At 43.3% G+C, this 26,914-nt stretch carries 27 protein-coding genes and 1 other RNA gene; 14 read left to right on the top strand and 14 right to left on the bottom strand.

Annotation, left to right across the window (positions count from 1 at the left end):
* Position 1 precedes the first annotated feature (1 nt).
* The 4 genes from ICV01_RS08255 to rnpB all read left to right on the top strand — a co-directional run bounded on the left by ICV01_RS08255 (position 2) and on the right by rnpB (position 4,532).
* Positions 2–1,834: an ABC transporter ATP-binding protein/permease gene (locus ICV01_RS08255; RefSeq protein ID WP_215287373.1), complete on the top strand. Its 1,833-nt coding sequence runs from the start codon at positions 2–4 to the stop codon at positions 1,832–1,834.
* Positions 1,824–3,158, top strand: coding sequence for a glycerate kinase (locus ICV01_RS08250; protein ID WP_215287371.1), 1,335 nt, complete (start codon positions 1,824–1,826; stop codon positions 3,156–3,158). The genes ICV01_RS08255 and ICV01_RS08250 overlap by 11 nt, the downstream gene beginning before the upstream one ends.
* 3 nt (positions 3,159–3,161) lie before the next feature.
* On the top strand, positions 3,162–4,214 hold the full coding sequence (gene pyrC, locus ICV01_RS08245) for a dihydroorotase (protein WP_215287369.1): 1,053 nt from the start codon (positions 3,162–3,164) through the stop codon (positions 4,212–4,214).
* 11 nt (positions 4,215–4,225) lie between these two features.
* Positions 4,226–4,532: RNase P RNA component class A (rnpB, locus tag ICV01_RS08240), an RNA gene on the top strand.
* A 3-nt stretch (positions 4,533–4,535) separates the two neighbouring features.
* On the opposite strand, the gene ICV01_RS08235 is transcribed toward rnpB, so the two are convergent.
* Positions 4,536–4,958, bottom strand: coding sequence for an OsmC family protein (locus tag ICV01_RS08235; RefSeq protein WP_215287367.1), 423 nt, complete (start codon positions 4,956–4,958; stop codon positions 4,536–4,538).
* Positions 4,959–5,319: 361 nt separating this feature from the next.
* On the opposite strand from ICV01_RS08235, the gene rplM reads away from it, so the two are divergent.
* From rplM to erpA, 4 genes are all read left to right on the top strand, one after another.
* Positions 5,320–5,748 (top strand): 50S ribosomal protein L13, encoded by a 429-nt coding sequence (rplM, locus tag ICV01_RS08230; RefSeq protein WP_215287366.1) that lies wholly within the window; start codon positions 5,320–5,322, stop codon positions 5,746–5,748.
* Positions 5,749–5,757: 9 nt separating this feature from the next.
* Positions 5,758–6,150, top strand: coding sequence for a 30S ribosomal protein S9 (rpsI, locus tag ICV01_RS08225; RefSeq protein ID WP_215287364.1), 393 nt, complete (start codon positions 5,758–5,760; stop codon positions 6,148–6,150).
* A gap of 78 nt (positions 6,151–6,228) precedes the next feature.
* On the top strand, positions 6,229–7,287 hold the full coding sequence (gene argC / locus ICV01_RS08220; protein ID WP_215287362.1) for an N-acetyl-gamma-glutamyl-phosphate reductase: 1,059 nt from the start codon (positions 6,229–6,231) through the stop codon (positions 7,285–7,287).
* A gap of 64 nt (positions 7,288–7,351) precedes the next feature.
* Positions 7,352–7,726, top strand: a complete 375-nt coding sequence (erpA, locus tag ICV01_RS08215; RefSeq protein ID WP_215287360.1) for an iron-sulfur cluster insertion protein ErpA — start codon at positions 7,352–7,354, stop codon at positions 7,724–7,726.
* On the opposite strand, the gene ICV01_RS08210 is transcribed toward erpA, so the two are convergent.
* The gene (locus ICV01_RS08210; RefSeq protein WP_215287358.1) at positions 7,727–8,857 is read right to left on the bottom strand and encodes an anhydro-N-acetylmuramic acid kinase; all 1,131 of its coding nucleotides are present in this window, start codon (positions 8,855–8,857) and stop codon (positions 7,727–7,729) included.
* Positions 8,858–8,919: 62 nt separating this feature from the next.
* Between ICV01_RS08210 and tyrS the strand changes: the two genes are divergently transcribed.
* Both tyrS and ICV01_RS08200 read left to right on the top strand, forming a co-directional pair.
* Positions 8,920–10,167: a tyrosine--tRNA ligase gene (tyrS, locus tag ICV01_RS08205; RefSeq protein ID WP_215287356.1), complete on the top strand. Its 1,248-nt coding sequence runs from the start codon at positions 8,920–8,922 to the stop codon at positions 10,165–10,167.
* Positions 10,168–10,186: 19 nt separating this feature from the next.
* The gene (locus ICV01_RS08200) at positions 10,187–10,846 is read left to right on the top strand and encodes a histidine phosphatase family protein (RefSeq protein WP_215287354.1); all 660 of its coding nucleotides are present in this window, start codon (positions 10,187–10,189) and stop codon (positions 10,844–10,846) included.
* Here ICV01_RS08200 and ruvB read toward each other — a convergent pair.
* The 10 genes from ruvB to ICV01_RS08150 form a co-directional block, all read right to left on the bottom strand.
* The gene (ruvB, locus tag ICV01_RS08195) at positions 10,804–11,862 is read right to left on the bottom strand and encodes a Holliday junction branch migration DNA helicase RuvB (protein ID WP_215287352.1); all 1,059 of its coding nucleotides are present in this window, start codon (positions 11,860–11,862) and stop codon (positions 10,804–10,806) included. The two genes, ICV01_RS08200 and ruvB, sit on opposite strands and share 43 nt — an antisense overlap.
* A 39-nt stretch (positions 11,863–11,901) precedes the next feature.
* Entirely contained in the window at positions 11,902–12,480 is a 579-nt protein-coding gene (ruvA, locus tag ICV01_RS08190) for a Holliday junction branch migration protein RuvA (protein WP_215287350.1), read from the bottom strand.
* 18 nt (positions 12,481–12,498) lie between these two features.
* A complete protein-coding gene (gene ruvC, locus ICV01_RS08185) occupies positions 12,499–12,996 on the bottom strand; it encodes a crossover junction endodeoxyribonuclease RuvC (protein ID WP_215287348.1) in 498 nt (165 codons plus the stop codon).
* A 1-nt stretch (position 12,997) separates the two neighbouring features.
* Positions 12,998–14,581: a bifunctional phosphoribosylaminoimidazolecarboxamide formyltransferase/IMP cyclohydrolase gene (purH, locus tag ICV01_RS08180; RefSeq protein WP_215287346.1), complete on the bottom strand. Its 1,584-nt coding sequence runs from the start codon at positions 14,579–14,581 to the stop codon at positions 12,998–13,000.
* Between the two features lie 52 nt (positions 14,582–14,633).
* Positions 14,634–14,876 carry a helix-turn-helix domain-containing protein gene (locus tag ICV01_RS08175; RefSeq protein ID WP_215287344.1) on the bottom strand — a complete coding sequence of 81 codons (243 nt, stop codon included), beginning with the start codon at positions 14,874–14,876 and terminating at the stop codon, positions 14,634–14,636.
* Positions 14,877–14,882: 6 nt separating this feature from the next.
* Positions 14,883–15,899 (bottom strand): tRNA dihydrouridine synthase DusB, encoded by a 1,017-nt coding sequence (dusB, locus tag ICV01_RS08170; RefSeq protein ID WP_371817463.1) that lies wholly within the window; start codon positions 15,897–15,899, stop codon positions 14,883–14,885.
* A 62-nt stretch (positions 15,900–15,961) separates the two neighbouring features.
* Entirely contained in the window at positions 15,962–17,080 is a 1,119-nt protein-coding gene (locus ICV01_RS08165; protein WP_215287342.1) for an FAD-dependent monooxygenase, read from the bottom strand.
* The gene (locus ICV01_RS08160; RefSeq protein WP_371817462.1) at positions 17,077–18,441 is read right to left on the bottom strand and encodes an aminopeptidase P N-terminal domain-containing protein; all 1,365 of its coding nucleotides are present in this window, start codon (positions 18,439–18,441) and stop codon (positions 17,077–17,079) included. Before ICV01_RS08160 ends, ICV01_RS08165 begins: the two co-directional genes overlap by 4 nt.
* Entirely contained in the window at positions 18,438–19,148 is a 711-nt protein-coding gene (gene murU / locus ICV01_RS08155) for an N-acetylmuramate alpha-1-phosphate uridylyltransferase MurU (RefSeq protein WP_215287340.1), read from the bottom strand. The genes ICV01_RS08160 and murU overlap by 4 nt, the downstream gene beginning before the upstream one ends.
* Positions 19,148–20,164, bottom strand: a complete 1,017-nt coding sequence (locus ICV01_RS08150; protein WP_215287338.1) for an aminoglycoside phosphotransferase family protein — start codon at positions 20,162–20,164, stop codon at positions 19,148–19,150. Before ICV01_RS08150 ends, murU begins: the two co-directional genes overlap by 1 nt.
* A gap of 30 nt (positions 20,165–20,194) precedes the next feature.
* Between ICV01_RS08150 and ICV01_RS08145 the strand changes: the two genes are divergently transcribed.
* From ICV01_RS08145 to rsmA, 4 genes are read left to right on the top strand one after another with little or no spacing between them, the layout of a single operon-like run.
* Entirely contained in the window at positions 20,195–22,579 is a 2,385-nt protein-coding gene (locus ICV01_RS08145) for an LPS-assembly protein LptD (RefSeq protein WP_215287336.1), read from the top strand.
* Positions 22,576–23,892, top strand: a complete 1,317-nt coding sequence (locus ICV01_RS08140) for a peptidylprolyl isomerase (protein ID WP_215287334.1) — start codon at positions 22,576–22,578, stop codon at positions 23,890–23,892. The genes ICV01_RS08145 and ICV01_RS08140 overlap by 4 nt, the downstream gene beginning before the upstream one ends.
* A gap of 2 nt (positions 23,893–23,894) precedes the next feature.
* Positions 23,895–24,866: a 4-hydroxythreonine-4-phosphate dehydrogenase PdxA gene (gene pdxA, locus ICV01_RS08135; RefSeq protein WP_215287332.1), complete on the top strand. Its 972-nt coding sequence runs from the start codon at positions 23,895–23,897 to the stop codon at positions 24,864–24,866.
* On the top strand, positions 24,847–25,647 hold the full coding sequence (gene rsmA / locus ICV01_RS08130) for a 16S rRNA (adenine(1518)-N(6)/adenine(1519)-N(6))-dimethyltransferase RsmA (RefSeq protein ID WP_251369343.1): 801 nt from the start codon (positions 24,847–24,849) through the stop codon (positions 25,645–25,647). The genes pdxA and rsmA overlap by 20 nt, the downstream gene beginning before the upstream one ends.
* On the opposite strand, the gene ICV01_RS08125 is transcribed toward rsmA, so the two are convergent.
* Both ICV01_RS08125 and gmhB read right to left on the bottom strand, forming a co-directional pair.
* Positions 25,616–26,356 (bottom strand): 1-acyl-sn-glycerol-3-phosphate acyltransferase, encoded by a 741-nt coding sequence (locus tag ICV01_RS08125; protein ID WP_215287330.1) that lies wholly within the window; start codon positions 26,354–26,356, stop codon positions 25,616–25,618. The two genes, rsmA and ICV01_RS08125, sit on opposite strands and share 32 nt — an antisense overlap.
* Positions 26,353–26,913: a D-glycero-beta-D-manno-heptose 1,7-bisphosphate 7-phosphatase gene (gene gmhB, locus ICV01_RS08120; RefSeq protein ID WP_215287322.1), complete on the bottom strand. Its 561-nt coding sequence runs from the start codon at positions 26,911–26,913 to the stop codon at positions 26,353–26,355. The genes ICV01_RS08125 and gmhB overlap by 4 nt, the downstream gene beginning before the upstream one ends.
* Position 26,914: the final 1 nt, after the last annotated feature.

Raw genomic sequence — 26,914 nt, 5'->3', positions numbered from 1 at the left:
TATGAGGCGAGCTCCTGCCGATGGAGACGTAGCAAGACATACATATCGCAGTAGTGACTGGAAGGTCATTAAAAATTTATTGCCTTATTTATGGGCATTTAAATTTAGAGTTTCTGTTGCGTTAACTTGTTTGATCTTGGCAAAGGTAGCCAATCTAGGCGTTCCGATTTTGTTAAAGGGACTTATTGATGCCTTGAGTTTGCCTTCTGCAACATATGCCTTAATCGTTGTGCCAACCGCATTAATTTTTGGTTACGGTTTATTAAGATTATCAGCCTCTTTGTTTACCGAGCTTAGAGAGTTATTATTTTCCAGAGTTACTGAGAGTGCGGTTCGCACAGTTGCTTTACAAGTTTTTGAGCATTTGCACGCTTTATCCTTGAGATTCCATTTGTCTCGTCAGACGGGTGGCATGACTCGTGATATTGAGCGTGGCACTAGAGGTATTCAATCTCTTATCTCTTATTCTCTTTACAGCATCTTGCCGACGATTGTTGAGCTAACCTTGGTGCTAGGGTACTTCATTTGGGCTTATAACTATTTGTTTGCAATTGTTACGTTTGGGGCTTTGGTCTTTTACGTGATTTTTACTATTTTTGTTACTGAATGGCGAACGCAGTACCGTCGCAAAATGAATGAGCTTGATTCTAGGGCCAATCAAAGAGCGATTGATTCACTCATTAATTTTGAGACAGTTAAATATTTTGGTAATGAGCAGTATGAGGCCGCTCGGTATGACGAGAATTTGCGCCGTTATCGTGAGGCTGCCATTAAATCGCAACGTTCTCTGGCATTTTTAAATGCTGGTCAACAGACCATTATCGCGTTAGGCCTCATTATTATTTTATGGTTAGCTACCAATCAGGTTGTTCAAGGTCTGATGACTATTGGTGATTTGGTATTGGTCAATGTCTTAATGATTCAGTTATATATACCGCTAAATTTCTTGGGTGTTATTTATCGAGAAATTAAACAGGCACTTACTGACATGGATCGGATGTTTCATTTATTGGAGACTGATAAAGAGATTGCCGATGTGCCAGGTGCAAAAAATATTGAAATTCTGAATACGCAATTAGGTCCTAAGGTTGAATTTAAAAATGTTTATTTTCACTATGAGCCTAATAGAGAAATTCTTAAAGATGTAAGTTTTGAAATATTACCTGGGCAAACAACCGCTGTTGTGGGTCATAGTGGAGCTGGAAAAAGTACTTTAGCTCGTTTGTTATTTCGTTTTTATGATGTGCAACAAGGCGGTATTTATTTAGATGCACAAGATATTAAAAGCGTGACTCAGGTTGGTTTAAGGCATGTTATTGGCATCGTTCCTCAAGATACTGTGTTGTTTAACGACACCGTTGCCTACAATATTGCTTATGGTAGGCCAGGCGCCAGCCAAGATGAGATTGAGGCTGCTGCTAAGTCTGCGCAAATTCATGATTTCATCACTTCTTTGCCTTTGGGATACAAAACAATGGTGGGTGAGCGAGGTTTGAAGTTGTCAGGTGGAGAGAAGCAGCGCGTAGCTATTGCTAGAACTTTGTTAAAAAATCCAGCGTTGTTGATTTTTGATGAGGCAACTTCTGCTTTAGACTCCGAAACGGAACGAGCTATTCAAAAAGAGCTTCTTGCTTTAGCTCAAAATCGTTCAACGCTCATTATTGCGCACCGCCTTTCAACGGTTATTCATGCGCATCAAATATTGGTGATGGATGCCGGACAGGTTATTGAACGTGGTACACACGAAGAGCTTTTGCAGGCCAATGGGCGTTATTCTGAAATGTGGCGAGTCCAGCAAGCTCAATCCGAGATAACATTCGGATATGCCAGTTAAAAATACACAAGATTTTTTAGAGCAAGCTTTTTTGAAGGCCTTGGGTGCTGCCAAGCCTAGCGAAATCCTGCCGGTGAGTTTGGCGACTGTTTTTAAAAATCCATTGGCTGGCCGTTGTTTAGTCTTGGGGGCGGGTAAGGCAGCAGCTTCTATGGCAGCTACGCTTGAGGCGTATGCTCATGAGCATTGGCCTGATACTCAATTGGAAGGCATGGTTGTGACGCGTTATGGTCATGCAATGCCGACGAAAACTATTCAAGTTGTCGAGGCTAGTCACCCTGTCCCTGATGCGGCTGGTTTAGATGCGGCTCAAAAAACACTGGATTTAATAGCCACCTTGCAAGCTAATGATCAATTGATCGTATTAATCTCTGGAGGTGGGTCTAGTCTATTAACCTTGCCGGCATCAGGTTTGTCGATTGACGATGTGCAAGCAACAACTCGCGCTTTATTACGCTCTGGTGCTCCTATTGCTCAAATGAATATTGTCCGCAAACATCTTTCCGCCATTTTGGGTGGACATATGGCTCGCGAGGCTGTGGCTAGAGGTGCTAAGGTGGATGCATTTTTAATTTCAGATGTAACTGGTGACGATATTTCCAGCATTGCTAGTGGCCCATGTGCGCCGGATGATTCATCATTTACTGATGCCTTACGGGTATTGGGTGAATATGATTTATTAAATAGCCAAGTGCCACAGGTAGTGATTGATTATTTGAGGGCTGGGGAGCGTGGTAATCATCCTGAAACGCCTAAATCAGGCGACCCTATTTTTAAAAATGTGCGTAACCATTTATTAGGTTCTGCTCACGCAAGCCTTGAAGCCGCAGCTAATTATTGCCGTTCTGTCGGTGTAACACCTGTCATTTTGGGTGACACGGTAACGGGTGAGGCAAAAGATGTCGCTTTAATGCAGGCCTCCATTGCTAGAGAAATTTATTTTTACAATGCGCCGTTCGCTAGGCCTGTAGCCTTACTTTCTGGAGGTGAGTGCACAGTGACTATTCCTCCTGGCGTTAAAGGGCGAGGTGGACGTTGCACAGAATTTTTATTAGCCTTGTTAGCTGCTACTGAGGATTTGCCATCATTGGCTGCCTTAGCAGCAGATACAGATGGTATCGATGGTAGCGAGGATAATGCGGGTGGATGGTTTGATTCTTCAGTGCGAAAATTTGCAGAATCAAAAAAAATATTAGCAAAAAAATATTTAGCAGATCATGATGCTTACGGTTTTTTTAAGGAAGCTCGTGCATTGGTTGAAACAGGCCCTACTTTGACCAATGTGAATGATTTCAGAATACTGTTGATTGATAGCGAGTCTTAATTCATGAGTGAAATAAAAACAATCGAGATAACAAAGCCAGATGATTGGCATCTTCATATTCGTGATGGAGAATTTTTGCCAGATCTTTTAGGGCACACTGCTAGTCAATTCTCTAGAGCCATCATCATGCCTAATTTAAGGCCGCCGGTAACAACGGTTGATTTAGCTAATGCTTATAAAGCCAGAATTAAAGCGGCATTACCGAAGGGTAGTCAGTTCGAGCCCTTGATGGTTTTGTATTTAACGGATAACACTTCGGCCTCAGAAGTTAAAAAGGCGAAGGAGCATGGTGTTGTTGCATTTAAGTTGTATCCAGCTGGAGCCACTACGAATAGTGATGCAGGTGTAACAGATTTAAAAAAATGCTCAGCTGCCTTAGAAGCAATGGAGGCTTGCGGCATACCATTGTTAGTTCATGGTGAAGTAACCGGCATAGAAATTGACATTTTTGATCGTGAAGCAGTTTTTATTGATCAAGTTTTAGAGCCACTCCGTATTCGACATCCTGGCCTAAAAATTGTTTTCGAACACATTACAACTAAACAGGCGGCTCAGTATGTCAAAGAGGCTGATACTGCTCGTTATGGCGTAATGGGTGCAACGATTACACCCCAACATCTTTTGTTTAATCGTAATGCGATTTTTACGGGAGGCATTCGCCCTCATTACTATTGTTTGCCAGTTTTGAAAAGAGAAGAACATCGCCAGGCTTTAGTTGAGGCTGCCACATCTGGTAATTCAAGATTTTTCCTTGGAACAGATAGCGCGCCGCATATTAAAGGTACTAAAGAAAATGCTTGTGGATGTGCCGGTTGTTATACCGCATGGCATGCAATGCCTTTATATGCCGAGGCATTTGAAAATGCCAACGCATTAGAGCGCCTGCAGGGTTTTGCTAGTGAGTTTGGCGCTGATTTTTATGGCTTGCCTCGAAATACAAGCAAATTAATTCTGAAAAAAGAATCTCATCTAGTCCCTGATGAATTCCCTATGGGATCGGGTACGGTAGTGCCTTTGCGTGCTGGAGAAATGTTAACTTGGTCGATAGTCGGTTAGACTATCGGGGCAGAGTCGGTAAGGCAATCGCTGCCTTGGCAACAAGGGAGAGGAAAGTCCGGACTCCATAGGGCAGGGTGTTGGCTAACAGCCATCCACGGTGACGTGAGGAATAGGGCCACAGAGACGAGCGTATTTAGTTACGGTGAAACGCGGTAACCTCCACTCGGAGCAATCCCAAATAGGCAAGCGTTGAGGCGGTCCGCTGAGCTTGCGGGTAGGGAGCTTGAGCTCACTGGTAACGGTGAGCCTAGATGAATGGTTGCCCCCATGCGCAAGTGTGGGCGACAGAATCCGGCTTAATAGCCGACTCTGCACTTCTTAAGCTTCAATAATTTCAATAGAGTGAGTAATTTCAGCTGTCTTGCCCAACATGATCGTGGCCGAGCAATACTTGTCGTGTGACAGTTCTACAGCTTTTTCTACTCTTGATCGATCTAAGCCTTTACCTGTTACAGTAAATTTCATATTAATTTTAGTGAACACTTTTGGGTCTTCATTAGCACGCTCGGCTTCTAAAGTAACTTCACAGTTGCGAATGTCTTGTCTTGCTTTTTTGAGGATCATGACAACATCGAAACAAGTGCATCCACCAGCGCCAACCAACATCATTTCCATTGGACGGGGTGCCAAGTTTTTGCCGCCTGCTTCAGGGGCGCCATCCATATTGACGAGATGTCCGCTGCCAGTTTCAGCGCTAAAGGCCATTCCGTCTTTGCCGAGCCATTTAATCGTTGCTTGCATGATTTCCTTTAAATAAACTGAGCTTTTCTGCGTTTCGCTAGTTATTATTCTCTATTTATTAAAAATATCCAATAAAAACAATACGTTAACATTATTTTATTCGTATAAGTTACTGCTAGATCTATTCGAATAAAGACATTTGGCTAATTTTTATTGGTTTAAAACCGCTATTTTGGCAGATTTTACTGTTTAAAAATGGCTGTTTAGCCCATTCTTTGCTACAATTTAAGGCTTTCCCACGTTGCCCATGGGAAAGAAGTTGTACCAGTTTTTGGTTTGAACTGCGAGCCTGCAAATATAAGCGGAGCCAAAGGGAAAACAAAAAGACTGTTTTTATAGGGCTTAACAATTTAAGGTAATCATGAAAACTTTCTCAGCAAAACCGCATGAGGTGAAGCGTGAGTGGTTCGTGATTGACGCTACGGACAAAGTCCTCGGTCGTGTCGCCAGTGAAGTGGCACACCGTCTACGCGGCAAGCACAAGCCAGAATTCACCCCACACGTTGACACAGGCGATTTCATCGTCATCATCAATGCATCTAAGTTGCGCGTGACTGGCACTAAGGGCTTGAATAAAAAATACTATACGCACAGCGGATATCCTGGCGGCATCTACGAAACAAACTTCGACAAGATGCAAGCTAAGTTCCCTGGACGTGCTCTCGAGAAGGCCGTTAAAGGTATGTTGCCTAAAGGTCCCCTTGGCTATGCAATGATCAAGAAATTGAAAGTTTATGCAGAAGCTAACCACCCACACGCGGCTCAACAGCCAAGCGTTCTTGAGATCTAAGGAGCCGATATGATTGGAAACTGGAACTATGGTACTGGCCGTCGTAAAAGCTCAGTAGCTCGTGTATTCATCAAGGCTGGTAAAGGTGAAATTCTTGTAAACGGCAAGCCGATTGCTGAATACTTTGCTCGCGAAACATCACGCATGATTGTTCGTCAACCATTAGAGTTGACTAACCATGGCGCAACGTTTGACATTAAAGTGAACGTTTCTGGTGGCGGTGAGACTGGTCAAGCTGGTGCGGTTCGTCACGGTGTGACACGTGCTTTGATTGATTACGATGCAGCGTTGAAGCCAGCTTTATCTAAAGCAGGTTTTGTTACACGTGATGCTCGTGAAGTTGAGCGTAAAAAAGTTGGTTTGCATGGCGCGCGTCGTCGCAAACAGTTCAGCAAACGTTAATTTTTTTGCTGTTCTACAGAAAAGCCGCGCCCTGCGCGGCTTTTTCTTTTTTACAATAGCGGTATTGGAGGACATCAAATGATTAAAGTAGGTATTGTTGGCGGGACAGGCTATACAGGTGTAGAGCTTTTACGTTTGTTATCTCAGCATCCTGAGGTGCAACTTACTGCGATTACTTCTCGCAAAGAAGCTGGCATGCCAGTTGCCGAGATGTTCCCATCCTTGCGTGGGCGTGTAGACCTTTGTTTTACAACGCCTGAAGAAGCTAAGTTAACTGAATGTGACGCAGTCTTTTTTGCGACTCCTCATGGCGTTGCTATGGCTCAAGCTAAAGAACTGTTAGCGGCAGGCGTGAAAATTTTGGATTTGGCTGCAGATTTTCGCTTGAAGGATCTCGCCGAATTCGAGAAATGGTACGGTATGCCCCATGCTTGCCCAGACGTTTTGTCAGAGGCGGTTTATGGGCTTGCGGAAATTAATCGCGAGGCTATTAAAAAGGCACGTGTTGTTGGTTTGGCTGGTTGCTATCCAACTTCTGTGCAATTGGGTTTTGCTCCTTTGTTATCCCCTAAATCAACGGGCGGCAAGAAATTAGTTGATTTGAGCTATTTGATTTCTGATTCAAAATCAGGCGTGTCTGGTGCTGGGCGTAAGGCTGAGGTTGGCACATTGATGGCTGAAGCAAGTGATAACTTTAAGGCTTATGGCGTTAAGGGGCATAGACATCACCCTGAGATTCGCCAAGGTTTGTCAGCGATTGCTGGCGGCGCCGATATTGGTTTGACCTTTGTACCTCATTTAACGCCGATGATTCGCGGTATTCATTCAACCTTGTATGCACGCATACTTCCAGAAGGCCAAGATATTGATTACCAAGCGCTTTATGAGAAGTTTTATGAGGGTGAGCCGTTTGTTGATGTGATGCCTGCGGGAAGCACACCAGAGACTCGCTCTGTAAGGGGTAGTAATGCGCTGAGAATTGCAGTTTATAGGCCTCAGGGCGGTGATACCCTGGTTATCTTGGTGGTTGAAGATAACTTGGTTAAAGGTGCCTCTGGGCAAGGTGTTCAGTGTTTGAATTTAATGTTTGGTTTGCCAGAAAATACTGGTCTGACACACATCGCTTTGTTGCCATAAAACCCTACAGCAAATGTTGGAATAGAAGCCTACAATAGTAGTTATGTATGAAAAGGAGTCCCAAATGAGTGCGACACAAACAACACAAAATATCGAAAATTTAGAGCCACCAATGCCACTAATCTTTACTGATAGCGCTGTTGCTAAAGTAGCTGATTTGATTGCTGAAGAAGGTAATCCTGATCTTAAATTGCGCGTATTTGTGCAGGGTGGCGGATGCTCTGGTTTTCAATATGGCTTTACTTTTGATGAAGCCGTTAATGAAGATGACACATTGATTACTAAAGATAACGTTACTTTATTAATTGATTCAATGAGCTTCCAATATTTGGTAGGCGCAGAGATTGATTACAAAGAAGATATCAATGGTTCTCAGTTTGTAATTAAAAATCCTAATGCCACAACTACTTGTGGTTGCGGTTCATCTTTCTCTGCTTAATTACGCAGGGTAGATAGCTCCTAAAATTCTGAGGCCTTTGGCCCCAGTGACAGCCGGTAAATTTGCCGGCTGTTTTGTTTTATGCGCCCACGCTAACCAAGCAAAGGCAGCTGCCTCCACCGTTTGGGGATCAATGCCGCAACTTTCCGTGCTCGTTATGTTTTGTGTGGGTATAAAAGAGCAATATTCTTTTAGCAGGTTGAGTAGGGCGATATTTTTGACGCCACCCCCACAGATTAAAACTCTTTGAGTGGTAGGGGCATATTCTTGGATATGGCTTGCTATGGATTTAGCAGTTAGGGCTAATAGCGTTGCTTGGATATCTTCAGGGCGAGCGTTCTCCATAGCATTTTTTTGCAAATGATGTCCTAACCAACTTGGGTTAAATAAGTCGCGGCCTGTGCTTTTAGGAGCTTTTTTAGAGAAGTAATCATCTGATAAAAAGCTCTCTAAAAGTGCAGGAATAATGGTCCCACTGTTAGCCCAAATACCATTCTTATCAAATGATTGGTTTAGATGGGTGAGCGTCCAGTGATCCATTAATGCATTCCCCGGCCCTGTATCAAACCCAATGATTGATTGTTTGGAATCATTCGGGAGAATGCTGATATTGGCAATTCCGCCGATATTTAAGATGACGGTTGGAGCATCGTTACCAAATTGTGCAGCGTGAAAAGCTGGCACTAAAGGGGCGCCTTGACCACCTGCGGCAATGTCTCTGCTACGAAAATCAGCAATAACATCAATGCCACAAACTTCGGCAAGCAATGCGGCATTGAGGGATTGTTTGGTGTAGCCAATACCGTCATGAAGACCAGGTTGATGGCGGATTGTTTGGCCATGGGCGCCAATCGCTACAATATCGGAATGTTGTAATTTCGCCTGTTTAAGAATGTTTTGCGTGGCTAGGTTGTAGTGATGCGCTAAAGCGTTGGCGGCAAGAGCCTCATGATGAATTTCATTGTCTGAAGGTGTTTGTAGCTGAAAGTACGATTTCCGTAATTTTTCATCCATAGGCACTTCCTCATGCAGCAAAACCTGTGTTTTACCTTCTGGGGAAATCTGGCATAAGACGGCGTCTACGCCATCTAAACTGGTTCCAGACATAATGCCAATGTAGTAATTCTTCATAGGGGTCGTTTCGTAAGTAGTGCGACAATAACATTCTAAGAAATAACTGTAACCGATAGATCATGTCAGCCATTAATCAGATTAAAACAGAACAACCTAAATATCCAATTACAGACCAAGTTAAAGAAGCTTTGGCGGTGACTAAGCGTGGTTGTGAAGAGCTATTGGTTGAAGCCGAGTGGGTGGAGAAGTTAGCCCGTAGTGAGGCCACAAAAACGCCTTTACGTATCAAATTAGGCCTTGATCCAACTGCGCCAGATATCCATTTGGGTCACACAGTGGTTTTAAATAAGATGCGTCAATTGCAAGATCTTGGCCATACGGTCATTTTCTTGATCGGTGACTTTACTAGCATGATTGGTGACCCATCTGGTCGCAATGCAACAAGACCTCCTCTAACTAAAGAGGAAATTGCGGTAAATGCTCAAACTTATTATCAGCAAGCAAGTTTAGTTTTAGATCCTGCTAAAACAGAGGTTCGTTACAACAGTGAGTGGTGTGATCCGCTAGGCGCTAGGGGCATGATTCAATTGGCTGCCAAATATACTGTGGCGCAAATGTTGGAGCGTGATGACTTTACAAAACGCTATAAAGGCGGCATTCCTATTTCTGTGCATGAGTTCTTGTATCCGCTGATGCAAGGTTATGACTCGGTGGCTCTTAAGAGTGATCTTGAGTTGGGTGGTACAGATCAAAAATTTAATTTGCTGGTTGGGCGTGAGTTACAAAAAGAGTATGGTCAAGAAGCTCAGTGTATTTTGACAATGCCTTTGTTGGTTGGCACGGATGGTGTCGACAAGATGAGTAAGTCTAAAAATAACTACATCGGTATTAGCGAAGCTCCGAGCGATATGTTTGGCAAGTTAATGAGTATTTCTGATGAATTGATGTGGAGTTATTTCACGCTTTTATCATTTAAACCGCTTGCTGAAATTGCCAAGATGAAAGATGAAGTTGCTGCTGGCCGTAATCCACGTGATTTTAAGGTGGCTCTTGGGCAAGAGATTGTGGCTCGTTTCCATCATCAGGCTGCCGCTGAAAAGGCTTTGGAAGACTTTAATCACCGCGCTAAAGGCGGGGTGCCTGACGATATTCCTGAGGTTTCAATGGATGGGGCGCCAATAGGTATTGGCCAGTTTTTAAAACAGGCTAATTTAGTGCCAAGTACTTCTGAAGCTATGCGCAATATTGAACAAGGTGGCGTCAAAATTGATGGGGCTACTGTTAGCGATAAAGCATTGAAGCTGAATGCAGGTACTTATGTGGTGCAAGTAGGTAAACGCCGCTTTGCCAAAGTAACGCTTGCCTAATACTGACAGCTGATTTTTTATGGCAAAAATTTACTTAATCCGTCATGGAGAGACCACTTGGAATCGTGAGAAGCGGTTGCAAGGACATTTGGATATCGGATTAAATGAGCGCGGTTATTGGCAGGCGGATCGTCTTGGTGAATATCTTGCGGATAAATCCATTGCAGCTGTTATTTCTAGTGATTTAAGTCGGGCTGTTGATACAGCGAAAGCTGTGGCAAAGCATCATGGATTAAATTTGCAGTATGACGCTGGCTTGCGCGAGCGTCACTATGGTTTGATGCAAGGTTTGAGTCATGAGGAGATTGCTCAAAAGCATCCTCGTAACCATTTGGCTTGGAAAAATCGTGAAGTAGATTTTGAACCGGAATCAGGTGAGAGCTTACGACAGTTTTACGATAGGGTTATTCATTCTGCTACGCATTGGGCTTCCCAATACGATGGTCAAGATATCGTGATTGTGGCTCATGGTGGCGTGCTTGATTGTTTAAACCGTGCTGCTACCGGAAAGACTCTAGAGTTACAGCGTGATTTTGAAATCTTGAATGCAAGCTTAAATACGCTTCATTTTTCCGAGAATCGCTTCGGGTTAATTGAGTGGGGTAATGTGTCGTTTTTGAGCGACCCCAACAGTCCTCAGTCTTTAGATGAGTTGGATGGCAGCCCTAAGTGGGTGTAAGCCATTTCAGTGGCAACTCTACCGCGAGGAGTTCTTTGCAAGAATCCTTGTTGAATTAAATAAGGCTCAATCACATCTTCAATCGTTTCACGTTCTTCGCTAATAGCAGAGGCAAGGTTATCAACACCTACTGGTCCGCCATTGAATTTGTGAATGATGGCTTCTAGTAATTTTCGATCCATGACATCAAATCCCATGGCATCAACATCTAACATTGATAGCGCAGCATCGGCGATGCTTTGGTTAATCTGACCATTGCCTTTAACTTCCGCATAGTCTCTGACACGCCTTAATAGGCGATTAGCAATACGCGGTGTACCGCGAGATCGTTTGGCGATTTCTTGGGCGCCATCATCGTCTAATGAGGCGCCTAGTAAATTAGCGGATCGTTTGACGATTAGACAAAGCTCTTCAATAGAGTAAAACTCTAATCTAGCAACAATGCCAAAACGGTCTCTTAAGGGGTTGGTGAGCATGCCTGCTCGTGTGGTCGCGCCTACTAGAGTAAATGGTTTTAAGTCCAATTTAACGCTTCTGGCGGCAGGGCCGTCGCCAATCATGATGTCAATGGCGTAGTCTTCTAGCGCTGGATATAGGATTTCTTCAACGACTGGAGAGAGCCTATGTATTTCATCAATGAAAAGAACATCATTAGCTTCCAAATTGGTTAGAAGCGCAGCCAAATCACCAGGTCGATCTAAAACGGGGCCGCTGGTTTGGCGCAAGTTAACACCCATTTCTTTGGCAATAATATGCGCAAGGGTTGTTTTACCCAGTCCTGGAGGGCCAAAAAGTAAAACATGGTCCAGCGCTTCTTGTCGTTGTTTGGCTGCGGATATAAAGATTTCTAGTTGGCCGCGCGCTTTTTTCTGCCCAACATATTCATCTAACTGCTTGGGGCGTAGCGCACGCTCTAGCGCATTGTCATTAGTGTTGGCATCTCCGCCTACCAATCGCTCTTCAGGGAGATCATTTGTTGGGTCTAAGGGAGAGATGTTGTCAGTTTTAATGGCCATGAACAGAGTTTATTATGAATATCAACGAATATCAGGTAACTAAGCTTTTGATAGCGCTTTTAAAGCGATGCGGATGCCATCGGAAACAGAAGTGTCATTTGGCACTTGTTTAAGGGCTAGCTGAGCTTCTTTGTCTGAGTAGCCCAAGGCCAATAGTGCTTGTAATACTTCTAGTTGCTTATCTGGTGTTGCATTGTTTGGCGTTAATGCAAGGTCTGCCCCAATTTTCCCTTTTAGTTCTAGTAAAAGGCGCTCAGCTGTTTTTTTGCCGATTCCTGGAACTTTTGTCAGACGACCTGATTCTTGTAAGGTGACTGCTTGAGCTAAGTCTTGAACGCTCATGCCGGACAGTAAAGATAGTGCGGTTCTGGCACCAATGCCACTAATTTTGATCAGTGCCCTGAAAGCTTCCCGCTCTTGATCCGTTGCAAACCCAAATAATTGTTGAGCATCTTCACGCACAACAAAATGTGTGAGTAGTGTGACCGATTGGCCAAGTGCTGGCATTTGATATAGCGTGCTCATGGGTACATCCACTTCATAGCCAACGCCATGGCAGTCAATGACTAATCGAGGTGGGGTGTTGGCAACTAAGGTGCCGGAAATTCTTCCAATCATGTGTCTATATTAAGCCCATTAGCGAAACTGTTGTAAGCGTTCAGAGAGTTCCCTATGATGTGCAGCGCAAATGGCGACAGCAAGTGCATCAGATGCATCTGTTCCAGTAATTTTATTGAGTTTTAGAAGACGCTTTACCATTTCTTGAACTTGTTGTTTGCTAGCTCTTCCTGAGCCAACGATGGCTTTCTTAACTTCTAAAGCGCTAAATTCAACCATCGGTAATCCATCGCTGACTAAAGATGCGATTGCTGCACCTCTAGCTTGGCCAAGCAATAAAGTAGATTTGGGATTCACATTCAAAAACACTTGTTCCATTGCTGCGGCATTAGGTTGATAAGTTTCAACAACCTCTCGAATGCCGGCATATAGCGTTGCTAGGCGCAAAGGGACTGAAATTTCCGAGCCGCCTGTCTCAATCGTGCCAGAAGCGATGTACTGTAGGCGTTGACCTTGAACTTCAATAACTCCAAAACCGCTAACGCGAAGAGCAGGGTCAATGCCTAGTATGCGCATATTAATGACGGAAGTGACGTGTGCCTGTGTAAACCATAGCTACACCACGCTCATCGGCTGCTGCAACCACTTCGTCGTCTCTCATGCTCCCGCCTGGTTGAATAACGCAGGTAGCGCCCGCATCTACCACCACATCTAGACCATCTCTAAATGGGAAAAAGGCGTCACTGGCAACCGCTGAGTTTTGAAGTGTTAAGCCGGCATTTTGAGCCTTGATGCTGGCGATTCTTGCGGAGTCGATACGGCTCATTTGACCAGCGCCTACGCCTAAAGTCATACCGCCGCCACAGAAGACAATTGCATTAGATTTAACAAACTTAGCAACGCGCCAAGCAAACATTAAATCTTCCATTTCTTTTGCTGTTGGTTGACGTTTTGTTACGACGCGTAATTCATTCATCGAAACATTTTTCACGTCAGGTGTTTGAACAAGCAATCCACCGCCTACGCGCTTGATATCTTGCGGGTTAATGGTTTCAGCTAATTCAATTTCGAGTAAACGCACATTTTGCTTGCTTGCGAATATTGCCAAAGCTTCTGGTGTGAATGCCGGCGCAATTAATACTTCCACGAATTGTTTAGAAACCGCTTCAGCAGTTTGTCCATCGCAAGGTCTATTGAATGCAATGATGCCGCCAAAAGCTGATGTTGAATCTGTTTTAAATGCTTTTTGATAAGCTTCTAATGGAGTTTCAGCAATAGCAACGCCACACGGGTTGGCATGTTTGATGATGACGCAAGCTGGCTGACCGCTAGTAACCGTATTGCCAAAGCTCTTAACGCATTCCCACGCCGCATCAGCATCTGCGATATTGTTATAAGACAACTCTTTGCCTTGCAATTGACGGTAATTAGCCAATGCACCAGCAACTGGGTGAATGTCTTTGTAGAACGCAGCACCTTGATGTGGGTTTTCTCCATAGCGCATTTCTTGTACTTTATTAAACGCTAAGTGAAGGGTTTGAGGGTACTCGCTACGAGTTGTATGTTCTAGATCATCACCTAAGCTTGATAAGTAATTAGCGATTGCACCATCGTACTGGGCAGTATGCGCATACACTTTTTTCGCTAATTTGAAATTAGTTTCAAAAGACACAACATTTTTATTTGCCAACATCTCTTTTAATACACTTTCGTAATCTGAAGGCGAAATTAAAACAGTCACATCTTTATGGTTTTTTGCGGCAGCTCTTAACATGGCTGGCCCACCGATATCGATGTTTTCAATAGCATCTTCGAAAGAACATTCTTTTTTAGCTACTGTTGACTCAAATGGGTATAAGTTAATAACCAACATATCAATCGCGCCAATGCCATGTTTCTCTAGGGCAGCCATATGTTCTGGGTAATCGCGACGTGCTAACAAACCACCGTGAACCATAGGATGTAAGGTCTTGACGCGGCCGTCTAGCATTTCAGGGAAGCCGGTAATTTCAGATACTTCAACAACTGGTAAGCCGTTGTCAGCTAGTAATTTGGCTGTGCCACCTGTGGAAAGAAGTTTCACGCCACAGTCATGGAGTGATTTTGCAAAAGGCACAATACCTGCTTTGTCTGATACTGATAAAAGAGCTGTACGGATCATAGTGTTTTAGTTGTTAAAGATTGAAAAATAAGAAAATAAAAATAGAAAATTTTTATAAAAGACCGTGTTCAAGAAGTTTTTTACGTAAAGTATTTCTATTAATGCCTAGATATGTGGCTGCTAAAGATTGGTTCTGATTAGCGTGTTTCATGATGATTTCTAAAACAGGCTTTTCAATGACGGTTAAAACCATCTGATAAACATTGCTTGGCGCATTTTCACCAAGATCGTCAAGATAACGTTTGAGATGTTTTTCAATGGTTTGGCTAACAGGGTGTTGTTCTGGGGATTGCATAAAAAATTAAGCGGCTTCTAAATAAATAAGGTCTTCTGAGTCTTCTTTTAAAGAATCAAAAAAATGATTAATGGCTGCAAGCTGAAGCGTGCAATCATCAATGGTGTTCATGTGATGCCTAAAGGTATGGGAATTTTTTAGGCCTTTGCAGTACCAAGCTATATGCTTGCGTGCTGTTCTAACGCCTACATATTCACCATAAAAATTATAGTGGTCTAGTAGGTGATCATTCATAATTTTTTGTATTTCAGATACTTTGGGCGTGGGAAGCTTCTCTCCGGTCTTTAGATAATGAGAAATTTCTCTAAAGATCCATGGCTTGCCTTGCGCAGCGCGACCAATCATCAGAGCATCGGCACCAGTTTCCTTTAAAACCAGAGCAGCCTTTTCCGGTGAGTTAATGTCGCCATTGGCAACAACCGGGATATGAATTACGTTTTTAACGGCCGCAATAGTTTCATACTCGGCTTCTCCGCGATATAAATCCGCCTTCGTGCGACCGTGAATCGTGAGCATTTCAATGCCGCTATTTTCGGCAATTTGAGCAATCGTTAAAGCGTTTTTATTTTCTCGATCCCAGCCCGTTCTTATTTTGAGTGTCACGGGCACCAAGGGGTGATCTTTTTTAACTGCCGTGACAATCGCTTCTAGAATTTGCCCAACCAGTACTTCATTCTTTAATAGGGCTGATCCTGAAGCAACATTGCAGACTTTTTTGGCGGGGCAGCCCATATTGATATCAATAATTTGAGCGCCACGATCGATATTCAAAAGCGCAGCCTCTGCCATCATCTGGGGGTCTGCTCCAGCAATTTGTACAGAAATAGGCTCTACTTCACCTTCGTGGTTAGCGCGACGTAGTGTTTTGGAGCTATTCCAAAGCATCGCATTGGAGGCAATCATTTCTGAGACTGCGTAGCCTGCCCCTAATTTCTTACAAAGCTGGCGAAAAGGACGGTCAGTAACCCCTGCCATTGGAGCAACGAATAAGTTGTTGGGAAGGATGTGTTGACCTAATTTCATCAGGCCGCCACTCTATCACGAGAAGCTTACTTTTGCTTAAAATTTAAGCAAAAAATAAGGACTTAACGTTGACCAAACATCATTTGGCGAGTCAGTGCTTGTTTGATAGGACTTGCCAGTTGTAAGCTAGATAAGGCAATGCCCCTAGCCCAGATAACAGGCTTGAGTTTTGATGTAAAGATACGAGCCAAAAAGTCAGTAGTACCAATTGTTGCTTTGCGGTCTGCCTGACGACGTTGTTGGTAGTTAATAAGAGCATTTTGAATATCTGTTGTATTCGAAAGTTCTTCAGCAAGCGTGTGCGCATCTCTAAGACCTAAATTTAAGCCTTGGCCCGCAACTGGGTGCATGGTTTGAGCCGCATTACCAATCCAAACTTCTTTGGTACCAATAATATTTTTTCTAGCATTAAGACCAAGGTCATAACTTCTTAATTCGCCCACTTCTAAAAAGTGCCCTGCTCTTGTACCAAAAGCATCTTGAAGCTCTTTAATAAATTCTTTAGGCGATAGACTTAGGCGGCGGTTACTGGAGTCAGGATGACCGCACCAGATTAAATTGGAGTACTCGGGCCCTTTGTGGCTTGGAAGGAGGGCAAGTGGACCTTCTTCAGTAAATCTTTCCCAAGCAAGGTGGGCATTGTTTTGATCTAACTTAGCCCAACCAACAATCGCACTTTGTTGGTAGTCTCGATAAATTTCTTGCCAGTCTTGCTGTTTAAATAAGCCACCTTCAGCATGAATGGTGACGTCGGCTAAATTTTCTTTAGAGAGCTCATCCATTTTGACGTTGAAATGCCATTCAAAATGAGGGTTATGAGCGGCAATTTTTTTGAGCGCTTGGCGAAGCGCTAAATGAATATCTGCGTAGCGAACGATGTGGCCAAGAGCTTCTTGCTGTAATTCTTCACGGCGCACAACCGCACGGCCAAAATGGCCGCGATGAGAAACATGAATTTTATGGATGGCGGGTGAGTTGTTGGGCCAGGCGCCAATACTCTTAAGTAGTAGATGACTTCCTTGAGAAATCGCTAAACCCCGACTATCACCATTGCCAATACTTTCATCATTTTCAGAAAATTTATCATATAGCTTGATGGAAGCCTCAGGGGTTTTTTGTAGAAGCCAACATGCACAGGCAAGACCTACTGGACCAGCTCCGATAATGGCAATGGTTTTCATGAAGATTGTTTCATTAAGTATTCAATCTCTTCGATGGAGACTGGCACTTCTCTGCTCAACAAATCACAGGCATCATTTGTTACCAAAGCATCATCTTCAATACGAATGCCAATATCCCAATAATCAGCATGAATATCATCAGCTTTCCGAATATATAAGCCCGGCTCAATCGTTAACACCATGCCTGGCTCAAGTAATCTCCAAGATCTTGGGTTGGTAGAGCTTTGCGGGTCTCTGTATTCGCCAACATCATGAACATCCATGCCTAACCAATGACTGGTTCGGTGCATATAAAAACGTTGATAGGCTTTTAGTTCAAGCGCATTGTCTAAATCGGCGGTCTCTTTTTTGTTGATCAGCCCTAAATCCATGAGGCCTTGTGTTAGTACGCGTAACGCGGCTTCATGTGGCGCTTGAAAATCTAACCCTGCTTTAGTTTTCTCTATGGCAGCGTATTGTGACGCTAAGACAAGTTCGTAAATGGCTTTTTGTGGGCCGGTAAATTTGCCATTGACCGGAAAGGTACGCGTGATATCTGAAGCATAGCCATCTAATTCACACCCAGCATCAATGAGGCATAGATCACCATCTTTGAGTTGCGCATGACCTGCGCGATGATGAAGTACACAAGCATTTGCGCCACCAGCAACAATCGTGTTGTAGGCAACTGATTGGGCGCCGTTATATCTAAATGTGTGTAATAGCTCGGCTTCCAAGTGGTATTCATGTAAACCCGGTTTAGCATGTTGCATGGCGCGTATATGTCCTGCCGCTGCAATTTTTCCAGCGCGTCTCATGATGTCAATTTCATGAGCATCTTTAAATAAACGCATTTCATGAATCAGCGCTTCAGCGTCGAATAGAACCTCTGGCGTGGCCGAACCGTTTCTTGCGCCTGCTTTAACTTTTTTAAGCCATTGATTTAGTTGAGCGCTATCGAAGCTCCCCTGAATCATGCGCGTGTAAATGGCGCGTTGATTTTCTATATAGGCAGGAATAAGCGCATCTATTTTTTCAATCGATTCCGCTGAGTCGAGGCCTAGATATTGAGGTGCTGCTTCTGGACCCAGTCTCCAGCCATCCCAAATTTCTCGTTCTAAATCTTTAGGTCTACAAAAAAGATGGGTGTGAACCTCTTTGGGGGAAACCGTCATGACCAAGGTTGCGCCCGGTTCGTTGAATCCTGTTAGGTAATAAAAATCTGAATCATGGCGATACGGAAAATCGCTGTCACGATTTCTATAAACCTCTGCTGCCGTTTCTAAAATAAGGATGCCGCCACCACTTTTTTCTCGCATACTTATCGCAAGACGCTGGCGTCTTTTGGCATAAATATCTTGTGGAAATGGTTGATTCATCATGATGACATTTTATTTAGTTCGGCCAATCTTTCTGGAGTGCCAACGTCTACCCAATCAGCTTTTAGTAATTCTCCCATGACTTCATTGTTTGACATAGCGTTTCTAAGCAATGGGGCTAATTTGGCAACATCTCCCTGTGCAATGCCTTTAAAAAGGTCTTTGTGATAAATGCCGGCACCCGAGAATGTGTAGTTTTCACATAACTCTTTTTTGTCCTGAACAAATTCACCCTCTAAGGTGAAGTCACCTTTGGTGTTGTGCCCTGGGTTTTTGACTAAAAAAAGATAAGCAAGCACTGTTTTTTTTGTGGATCTTAGAGCTTCAACAATCTCTGATATTTTTCCAAACGGAAATTCTGGGCAAAAAATATCGCCATTAATTACAAAAAAATAATCTTGTGGATTTAATAAGTCGAGAGCCTGGCGAATGCCGCCAGCAGTTTCTAGTGCCGCGGCTTCTTTTGAGAATGAAATATGCAGTTTGGGGAAATTTGCATTTGCAATATGGGCAACTATTTTTTCACCAAGCCAAGCATGGTTGATCACGATGTTTGAGCCCCCATACTCTTGCAGATTGCCAAGATGCCAATCTAATAGGGCCTTACCTTGCACTTCCAATAGTGGTTTGGGGGTGTGATCTGTGAGAGGGCGCATCCGCTCCCCTCTACCTGCCGCTAAAACCATGCATGGAATGGTGATGGGAGACATCAGAAGGTTAATCCATCGGGGCGGTTAATGCCTTCGGCAGCATCTAATAAGCGCACAAGTGGCTTAAGCCCTATATAGCGTTCAGCTACTTTTCTGGTGTATTTCAAGACTAAAGGTAGATCTTTAAGGTAAGCATCTTTGCCATCGCGATGATAGAGTCTTGCAAAAATTCCCAATACTTTGAGATGTCTTTGAAGGCCCATCCACTCGAAGTCTTTATAAAACTCACCAAATTCATTTGAAACTGGTAATTGAGCTTTTCTAGCCATTTCCCAATAACGGATTGCCCAATCAAGCTGTTCCGTTTCTTCCCATTCAATATAGGCATCACGAAGAAGTGATGCCAAATCATAGGTAATGGGGCCATAAACGGCATCTTGGAAGTCCAGAATGCCAGGGTTATTCTCGTTTGTTAGCATCAAATTGCGGCTGTGGTAGTCGCGATGCACTAAGACCTGAGGTTGGGCCAGGTTATTTTGCAAAATTAGCTCAAAAATCTTATTTAGGTCTTCCGTTTGGCTATCTGTCAGGGTCATTCCAAGATGTTTTGATAGATACCATTCTGGGAAGAGCATTAATTCTCTTGTTAAGAGGGCTCGATCGTATGGGGGGATTGCCTCATCTTTACCCAGTAGTTGCATCTTAACTAGCGCACTCATGGCATCTTTATAAAGATTGGGCGCCGTTTTTTCATTCAAGCAAGCCAGGTAGGTTTGGCTTCCTAGGTCTGATAGAAGCAAAAATCCTTCAGCGACATTCTCTTCAAGAATCAAGGGTACATTAAGGCCGCCTTGGGCCATTAATTTGGCGATATGGATAAAAGGCCGCGTATCTTCATGGCTAGGCGGGGCATCCATAACGATAAAGCTGTCATTTTTATGGCCCAAAACCCTGAAATAACGCCTAAAACTGGCATCACTAGAGGCTGGTGCTAGGGATGCCATATTTAAGGACCATTTACCGGCTAAATTACCAAGCCAGATATTTAATTGAGATAAGCGCGTATCTGTTGTCATGGATTCGTATAATAAAAGCACTTAAGTCATATGCCTAAAATTTTTACATGTGCACAAGCACAATTTCCTAAAAAAGGGCCCGCCATAACGCAGTTAATGGTGGGTGTTTTTGCCTATTTTGCCTGTGTAGGCTTGGCGGCTGCTGAGGATGCTCAAAATCAGTCGGAGTCATTGCGACTAAAACTTGAAGATCAGTTATTGGTCAGGCCATTAGTGACCGATGAGGAAGCACCAACATTTACGTCTTCCAAAAAAGTTGATGGGGTGGTTGATCGGCAAATGCTCTTAGAGGGTGACGCAGTTATTAGGCGAAATCGCACGATTATTAAGGGTGATGTGATCACCTATGACCCCGATACTGACATTGCTGATGTGGTGGGTAATGCCACTTTAATAAAAGATTCAACATCATTTAAGGGAACGAAGGCTAAGTTAAGAGTAGATGCCCAAGAAGGTTGGATTGATGAGACGGTTTACGAACTAAGGGATATTGGCGGTGGCGGCAAGGCTAGCCGCGTTGAATTGCTTGAAGGCGATCAGTATGAGTTTGAGAAGCTAACTTACACAACATGCGGTCCTGATAATGTTGACTGGTATTTAAGTGCTAGCCGAATGGAAATAGATCCTGAAGCTAACTCTTCTACTGGTACAAATGGCGTCCTACATTTTTTTGATGTCCCAATTCTTTATACGCCAGTTTTTTCCTTGCCAGCTACATCTAATCGACAATCAGGATTTTTGTCGCCAACCTATGGGCATGTGTCTCGGGGCAATTGGAGTGGATGGGATATTACGTTGCCGTATTACGTCAACGTTGCACCTAATCGTGATTTAACTTTATTTCCTCGTTACCTTGAAGGTCGTGGTGAGCAACTCGGTGGTGAGTTCAGGTATCTAGATAGAAATTACATTGGCACTTTAAAAGCTGAGTATCTATCGAATGACAAAGTTTACGGTAAAGATCGTTGGGCATTTAGCATTAAGCATGCGCAAAATTTGGCAACAGGTGTTGTTGGTTATACAGATTTCTCCAAGGTGTCGGATGATTTGTATGTCGATGATCTTGGGAAAAGTTTAAACGGGGTGGTTAATCGCCAATTTAATCAAGAAATAGGTGCGCGTATAGCTAATAACGGTTGGAGTATTTTGACGCGAGTTCAAAAATTCCAAACCTTGCAGCCAGACCCAGCTTTAACAGCACAAACGTCCTTACCTTATGAGCGTGAACCACAGGTAAACGCCAAATACGTTAAGAACAATATAAGTGGATTTAATTTTAATTTCGAGTCTGATGTCACTAGGTTTACATATCCTGGCCGATATATCAGTGAACCTAATGCTGCAACTTATGGAACAGTATCTCGGTTGTATCGAGAGGGTGACCGGGCTTACATTAATACATCTTTAGCTAGGCCGTTTATGACTCCTGGTTATTACATCACGCCAAAGATTAGCTTGAGAACGACACAATATTCAGTCACCCCTTTCCCCGGTGAGAAAGATGTCAATCGTAATATTGCTCTACCCACTATGAGTGTTGATTCTGGAGTGACTTTTGAAAGAGATGCTTTTGAGTTAAAGCCTATTTTTGGTAGAGATATGTTGATGACGTTAGAGCCAAGATTGTTCTATGTCTATACGCCTTATAGGTATCAGTCTGACTTGCCATTATTTGATACGGCTGACGCTGGATTTGGGGTGTCTCAAATTTTTAGTGAAAATACATTTGCTGGTAATGACCGAGTTTCAGATAACAATAAAGTAACAGTGGGTGTGACATCTAGAATTTTGGATGGGGAAACTGGTATTGAAAGAGTGCGTGGCGTATTGGCGCAAAGGATCGACTTGACAGGTCAAAGAGTAGGCCTTACTTCTGAGCAAACGGTTACTCAAAAGAAAACGGATATTTTGGCGGGTCTTGCAACTAGACTTGCAGGTAATTTCAACATAGATGGTGTGGCGCAATATAGTCAAGAGCGTTCTAAGTTAGTTCAGCAGACTATTACCGCTAGTTATAGACCAGAAGTAAGAAAATTATTGAATGTTAGTTATCGTCGAACACTCAATCCTGATAACTCAGTGGCACTTGATCAATATGAAGTTTCTGGGCAGTGGCCAATTACAAGAAAATGGTATGGCCTAGCCAGATACAACTATGATGTGGTCTCTAGTAAGGTGTTAAATAGGGTTGCCGGTTTGGAATATGATGCTGACTGTTGGGTGGTTAGAGTTGTTCAGCGCCGCTATCAAAATACCAGTGTGTTAGCCACTTCAGAAATTTATATGCAAATCGATTTCAAGGGTTTTTCTGGGCTTGGAAGTAACCCAATTAACTTGATTCAATTTAATATTCCAGGCTATGAGCCTATCAGCCATAACCCAGCACCAATCTCTCCATTTGAAAGATACGAATGAAATTAAGTCATCTTATTTACTGTTCTTTGGTTTTAATGGCATTTGCCAAAGTGACGGTGGCACAAAATAAACCTCAATCTATTGATGAGGTTGTGGCAATCGTTGATACCGGGTTGATTACAAAAGTTGAGTTAAATACAAGAATTGCTCAAATTGAGAAACAGTTTAAGGCTAGCAATAGACCGTTGCCACCTGCTAATGAATTGAAGAAACAAGTTCTTGAACGCTTGATTTCCGAAAGAATTCAGGAGGGTTTGGCAAGAGATACGGGTATCAAGATTGCTGATAAAGAGTTAGATAAGATTATTGAAAATATCGCGGCTCAAAACAAAACAACGGTAGAAAATTTAAAAGCTAAGATTGAAAAAGAGGGTTTAACTTTTAAAAAGTACAGGGAAGATTTGCGTAAAGAAGTTCAAATTTCTAGATTGCGCGAACGTGATGTTGATGCCAGAGTTCAAGTTAGTGATGCTGAAATTGATGGGTATATCGCCGAAAAAAATCGTAGCCGAGCATCTGCGTTAGGTAATGAAGAAGTTGCTTTGGCGCAAATTGTTATATCGCTTAATCTAGGGGCGAGTGAGTCTGAAGTGGCTACAGCTAAGGCTAAGGCAGAAGAAATTTTCAAGCAAGCAGGTAATGAAAAAGATTTCTTGGCATTTTCCAAAAAGGTTGCCGCTGCAGGATCTGGCGTGCGTTCTGAAGATTTAGGTTCTAGAACATTTGATAGATTGCCACAATTGTTGGTGGAAGCTTCTCAAGGGGTGGGCGCCAATCAATTGATCCCGCGCGTATTGCAAAGTGGTGCTGGCTTTCATATTGTTAAAGTGATGGGTCGAAAAGGTGGCCCTGTTCAAGAAAATATTGTTATTACTCAAACGATGGCCCGCCATATTTTGTTACGCCATAGAGCAGGCATGACAGATGCTGAGGCAGAGCGTCGCTTAAGTATTTTCAGAGATCAGGTAAAAGTTAAAGCAGCTGATTTTGGTCAATTGGCTCAAAAATATTCAGAAGACGGTTCAGCTCCTAATGGGGGTAAGCTTGGTTGGATGTCGCCAGGAGAGTTGGTGCCAACATTTGAGCAAGCTATGAATAAGTTAAATATTGGTGAAGTAAGTGACCCAGTTAGAACGGAATTTGGTTGGCACTTAATTCAGGTGCTTGAGCGTCGTCAAACACAATTGTCTGCAGATAAACAGCGGGAATATGCTCGTGCAGCATTGCGTGAAAAGAAATTAGACCAGGCATATGAAGACTGGATTCGTCAGATTCGCGATGCGGCAACTGTAGAAATTCGTCAGATTGATTAAAGATGATTCATCTTGCGCTAACAACAGGTGAGCCTGCTGGTATTGGGCCTGAAATTAGTGTTAAAGCCACAAGAGCATTTCTAAAAGATAATCCGGATGTAACGGTTCACTTGTTGGGGGATCGACAAGTGTTAGGGTGCTCTGATGAGCCTCGTTTAATTGTTGAGCAACACGCTACGTGCGATAAGGTTTCTCCTGGGGAGCTGAATGTTCTTAATGCGCCATATGTTCTGAGTCTTTTAGATGGCGCAGTTAAAGGGTGTCAATCAGGTGCGTACGATGCCATGGTGACAGCCCCTATCCATAAAGGTATTGTTAATCAGTCTGGCATTCGTTTTACTGGCCACACTGAGTATTTGGCTGAGAAATGTGGCGTGCCATTAGTCGTAATGATGTTATGTGGCAAGCCTGTATTTGAGTCAAGCCTATTGCCTGAGCAACTGCGCGTGGCATTGGCGACAACGCATTTACCTTTGCATGAGGTGCCCAAGGCCCTTACCGCAGATTTATTAGAGCAAACCATTCATATTTTGCATGCTGATTTAAAAAATAAATTCGGCATCCAAAAGCCGCTTATCTATGTGACAGGTCTTAATCCTCATGCGGGGGAGTCTGGGCATATGGGCTCTGAAGAAGTTGAAGTGATTGAGCCAGTTATACAAAAGATGAAGTCCTTAGGATTACAGGTGGAAGGACCATTTGCTGGAGATACTATTTTTAGCCCTAAAAATTTAATGGCAGCAGATGCTATCTTGGCTATGTACCATGATCAAGGGTTGGCACCATTTAAATTTGCGACCTTTGGCTCAGGTGTTAATGTCACTTTGGGACTACCTATTATTCGGACATCGGTTGATCACGGCACTGCTTTAAATATGGCGGGGTTAGGTCAAGCTGATATATCAAGTATGCTTGCGGCATTAAATTTGGCTAAGCAATTAGCGAGGAATTCTAGTGGCACATCAAGCACGTAAACGTTTTGGGCAACATTTCCTGGTTGATACAGGCATCATTCATTCAATTATTCGAGTAATTGACCCTCAACCACAAGATGCCGTTATTGAAATTGGTCCAGGTTTGGGGGCAATGACCAAGCCATTATTGGCTCACTTGAACAAAATGGCGGTTGTTGAGCTAGATAGAGATTTGGTGAAGCGTTGGAATGCTGAAAATATCTCGAAGCTCACGGTTTTTGAGGCTGATGCGCTTAAGTTTGATTTTGCCGAATGGGTAAAAGCAGCTAAAGAAGAAGCTAAGAAATCCAGTGTTGGTGGGCGCATATTAATCGTCGGTAATTTGCCGTACAACATTTCATCTCCATTGCTATTCCATTTGATGGATGCGGCTTCAGATGTAGATGAGCAGGTTTTTATGTTGCAGGCTGAAGTTATTGAACGCATGGTGGCGACCCATGGTTCTTCTGAATACAGCCGTTTATCAGTGATGCTTCAGTCACGTTACATACTTGAAAATGTTTTAGACGTTCCCCCTGAGGCGTTCGACCCGCCTCCTAAGGTTGATTCTGCCATCGTTAGAATGACTCCTAGAACAGATTTGATTCTCTCAGATAAAGAATATCAAGCGCTTGAGGCTTTGGTTTCTATGGCTTTCGCGCAAAGAAGGAAGGTTCTAAGAAATAACTTAGCTAGCGTTAAAGATAAATTAAATTTGTCAGATGAAATCTTGAGCCAACGTGCCCAAGATATTTCTGTCGCTGATTACATTAGTTGGGCTTGTAAGCTGGCGCATCAATAACGCGCATTTCTTTTTCAATCCAATTTTCCATGGCTGTATGTAGTTCTCCAGCTGATTTATCGCTGGAGTCAATTGCTGGGCCAATAGAAACGGTAATTTTCCCTGGGTACTTTAAAAAGCCGTTTTTCGGCCAGCAGTGGCCAGCATTATGAGCAATAGGGATCACCCAAGCATTTGTTGCATTAGCTAAGCGCGCACCGCCTTTTAGGTAAGTTGTATTTGCGCCCACTGGAGTTCTAGTCCCCTCTGGAAAAATAATGATCCAAAGTCCTTTGGACAGATACTTCTTGCCTTGTGAAGCAATTGATTGAGAGGCGGCGGCAGTTTTAGAGCGGTTGATATGAATCATTCTAAGCATGCCAAGTGCCCAGCCAAAGAACGGTATCCATAGCAATTCGCGTTTAAATACGAAGCACAATTGTTTAGGCATGATGGCAAGAAATGCAATTGTTTCCCATGCAGATTGATGCTTAGACATGAGGATGACAGGCTTATCCATCATGGCAACCACATTTTCCATGCCAATAATTTCATAATGAATGCCACATAGATACTTTGCCAATCCTGTGACCGTCATGTTCCAGCCACGCACCAATTCATAACGCTTGCCTGCGCTCATAAATGGGAATGCAATAAAGCAAATAATGGCGTAAACCGGTGTGAAAGCTAATAAAAAAACAAAAAATAAGAATGATTTAATAAAGATCATGTGCGCTGAATGAAGTGGTTAGCAAAAGCCATTAAATCTTTATGAATAGCTGTGTAAGGAGGTAGGGCGCCAGATGCTCTGGCTTTCTCGCCTTTTCCAGTTAATACCAGATGAGGCTCCGCCCCTAACGCGACTCCAGCAGTTAAATCTCTAACGCTATCTCCTACAATTGGAACTCCAGTAATGGGAATGCCATAACGTTCAGAAATTTGTTGCATGAGACCTGGCTGGGGTTTTCTGCAGCTGCAATTATCAACATCTGTGTGTGGGCAGAAGAAAATCGCATCAATGTGACCGCCGCATTTGCCCAGTAGACGATGTAATTTCTCATGAATGGCATTTAATGTATCCATGTCATATAAGCCACGACCAACACCTGATTGATTGGTGGCGACAACGATGTGATATCCAGCCTGGTTAAGCTTGGCAATTGCTTCCAAACTCCTAGGAATGGGAATCCATTCGTCGGGAGACTTGATGTAGTGGTCGCTATCTTCATTAATAACACCATCCCTATCAAGAATGATGAGTTTTGAAGGATGTAATTTTGCAACCATA

The organism is Polynucleobacter sp. MWH-Spelu-300-X4 (assembly GCF_018687515.1).
GTDB lineage: Bacteria > Pseudomonadota > Gammaproteobacteria > Burkholderiales > Burkholderiaceae > Polynucleobacter.
The sequence above is the reverse complement of the archived record's forward strand: the minus strand, read 5'-3'. Positions and strand labels throughout refer to the sequence as shown.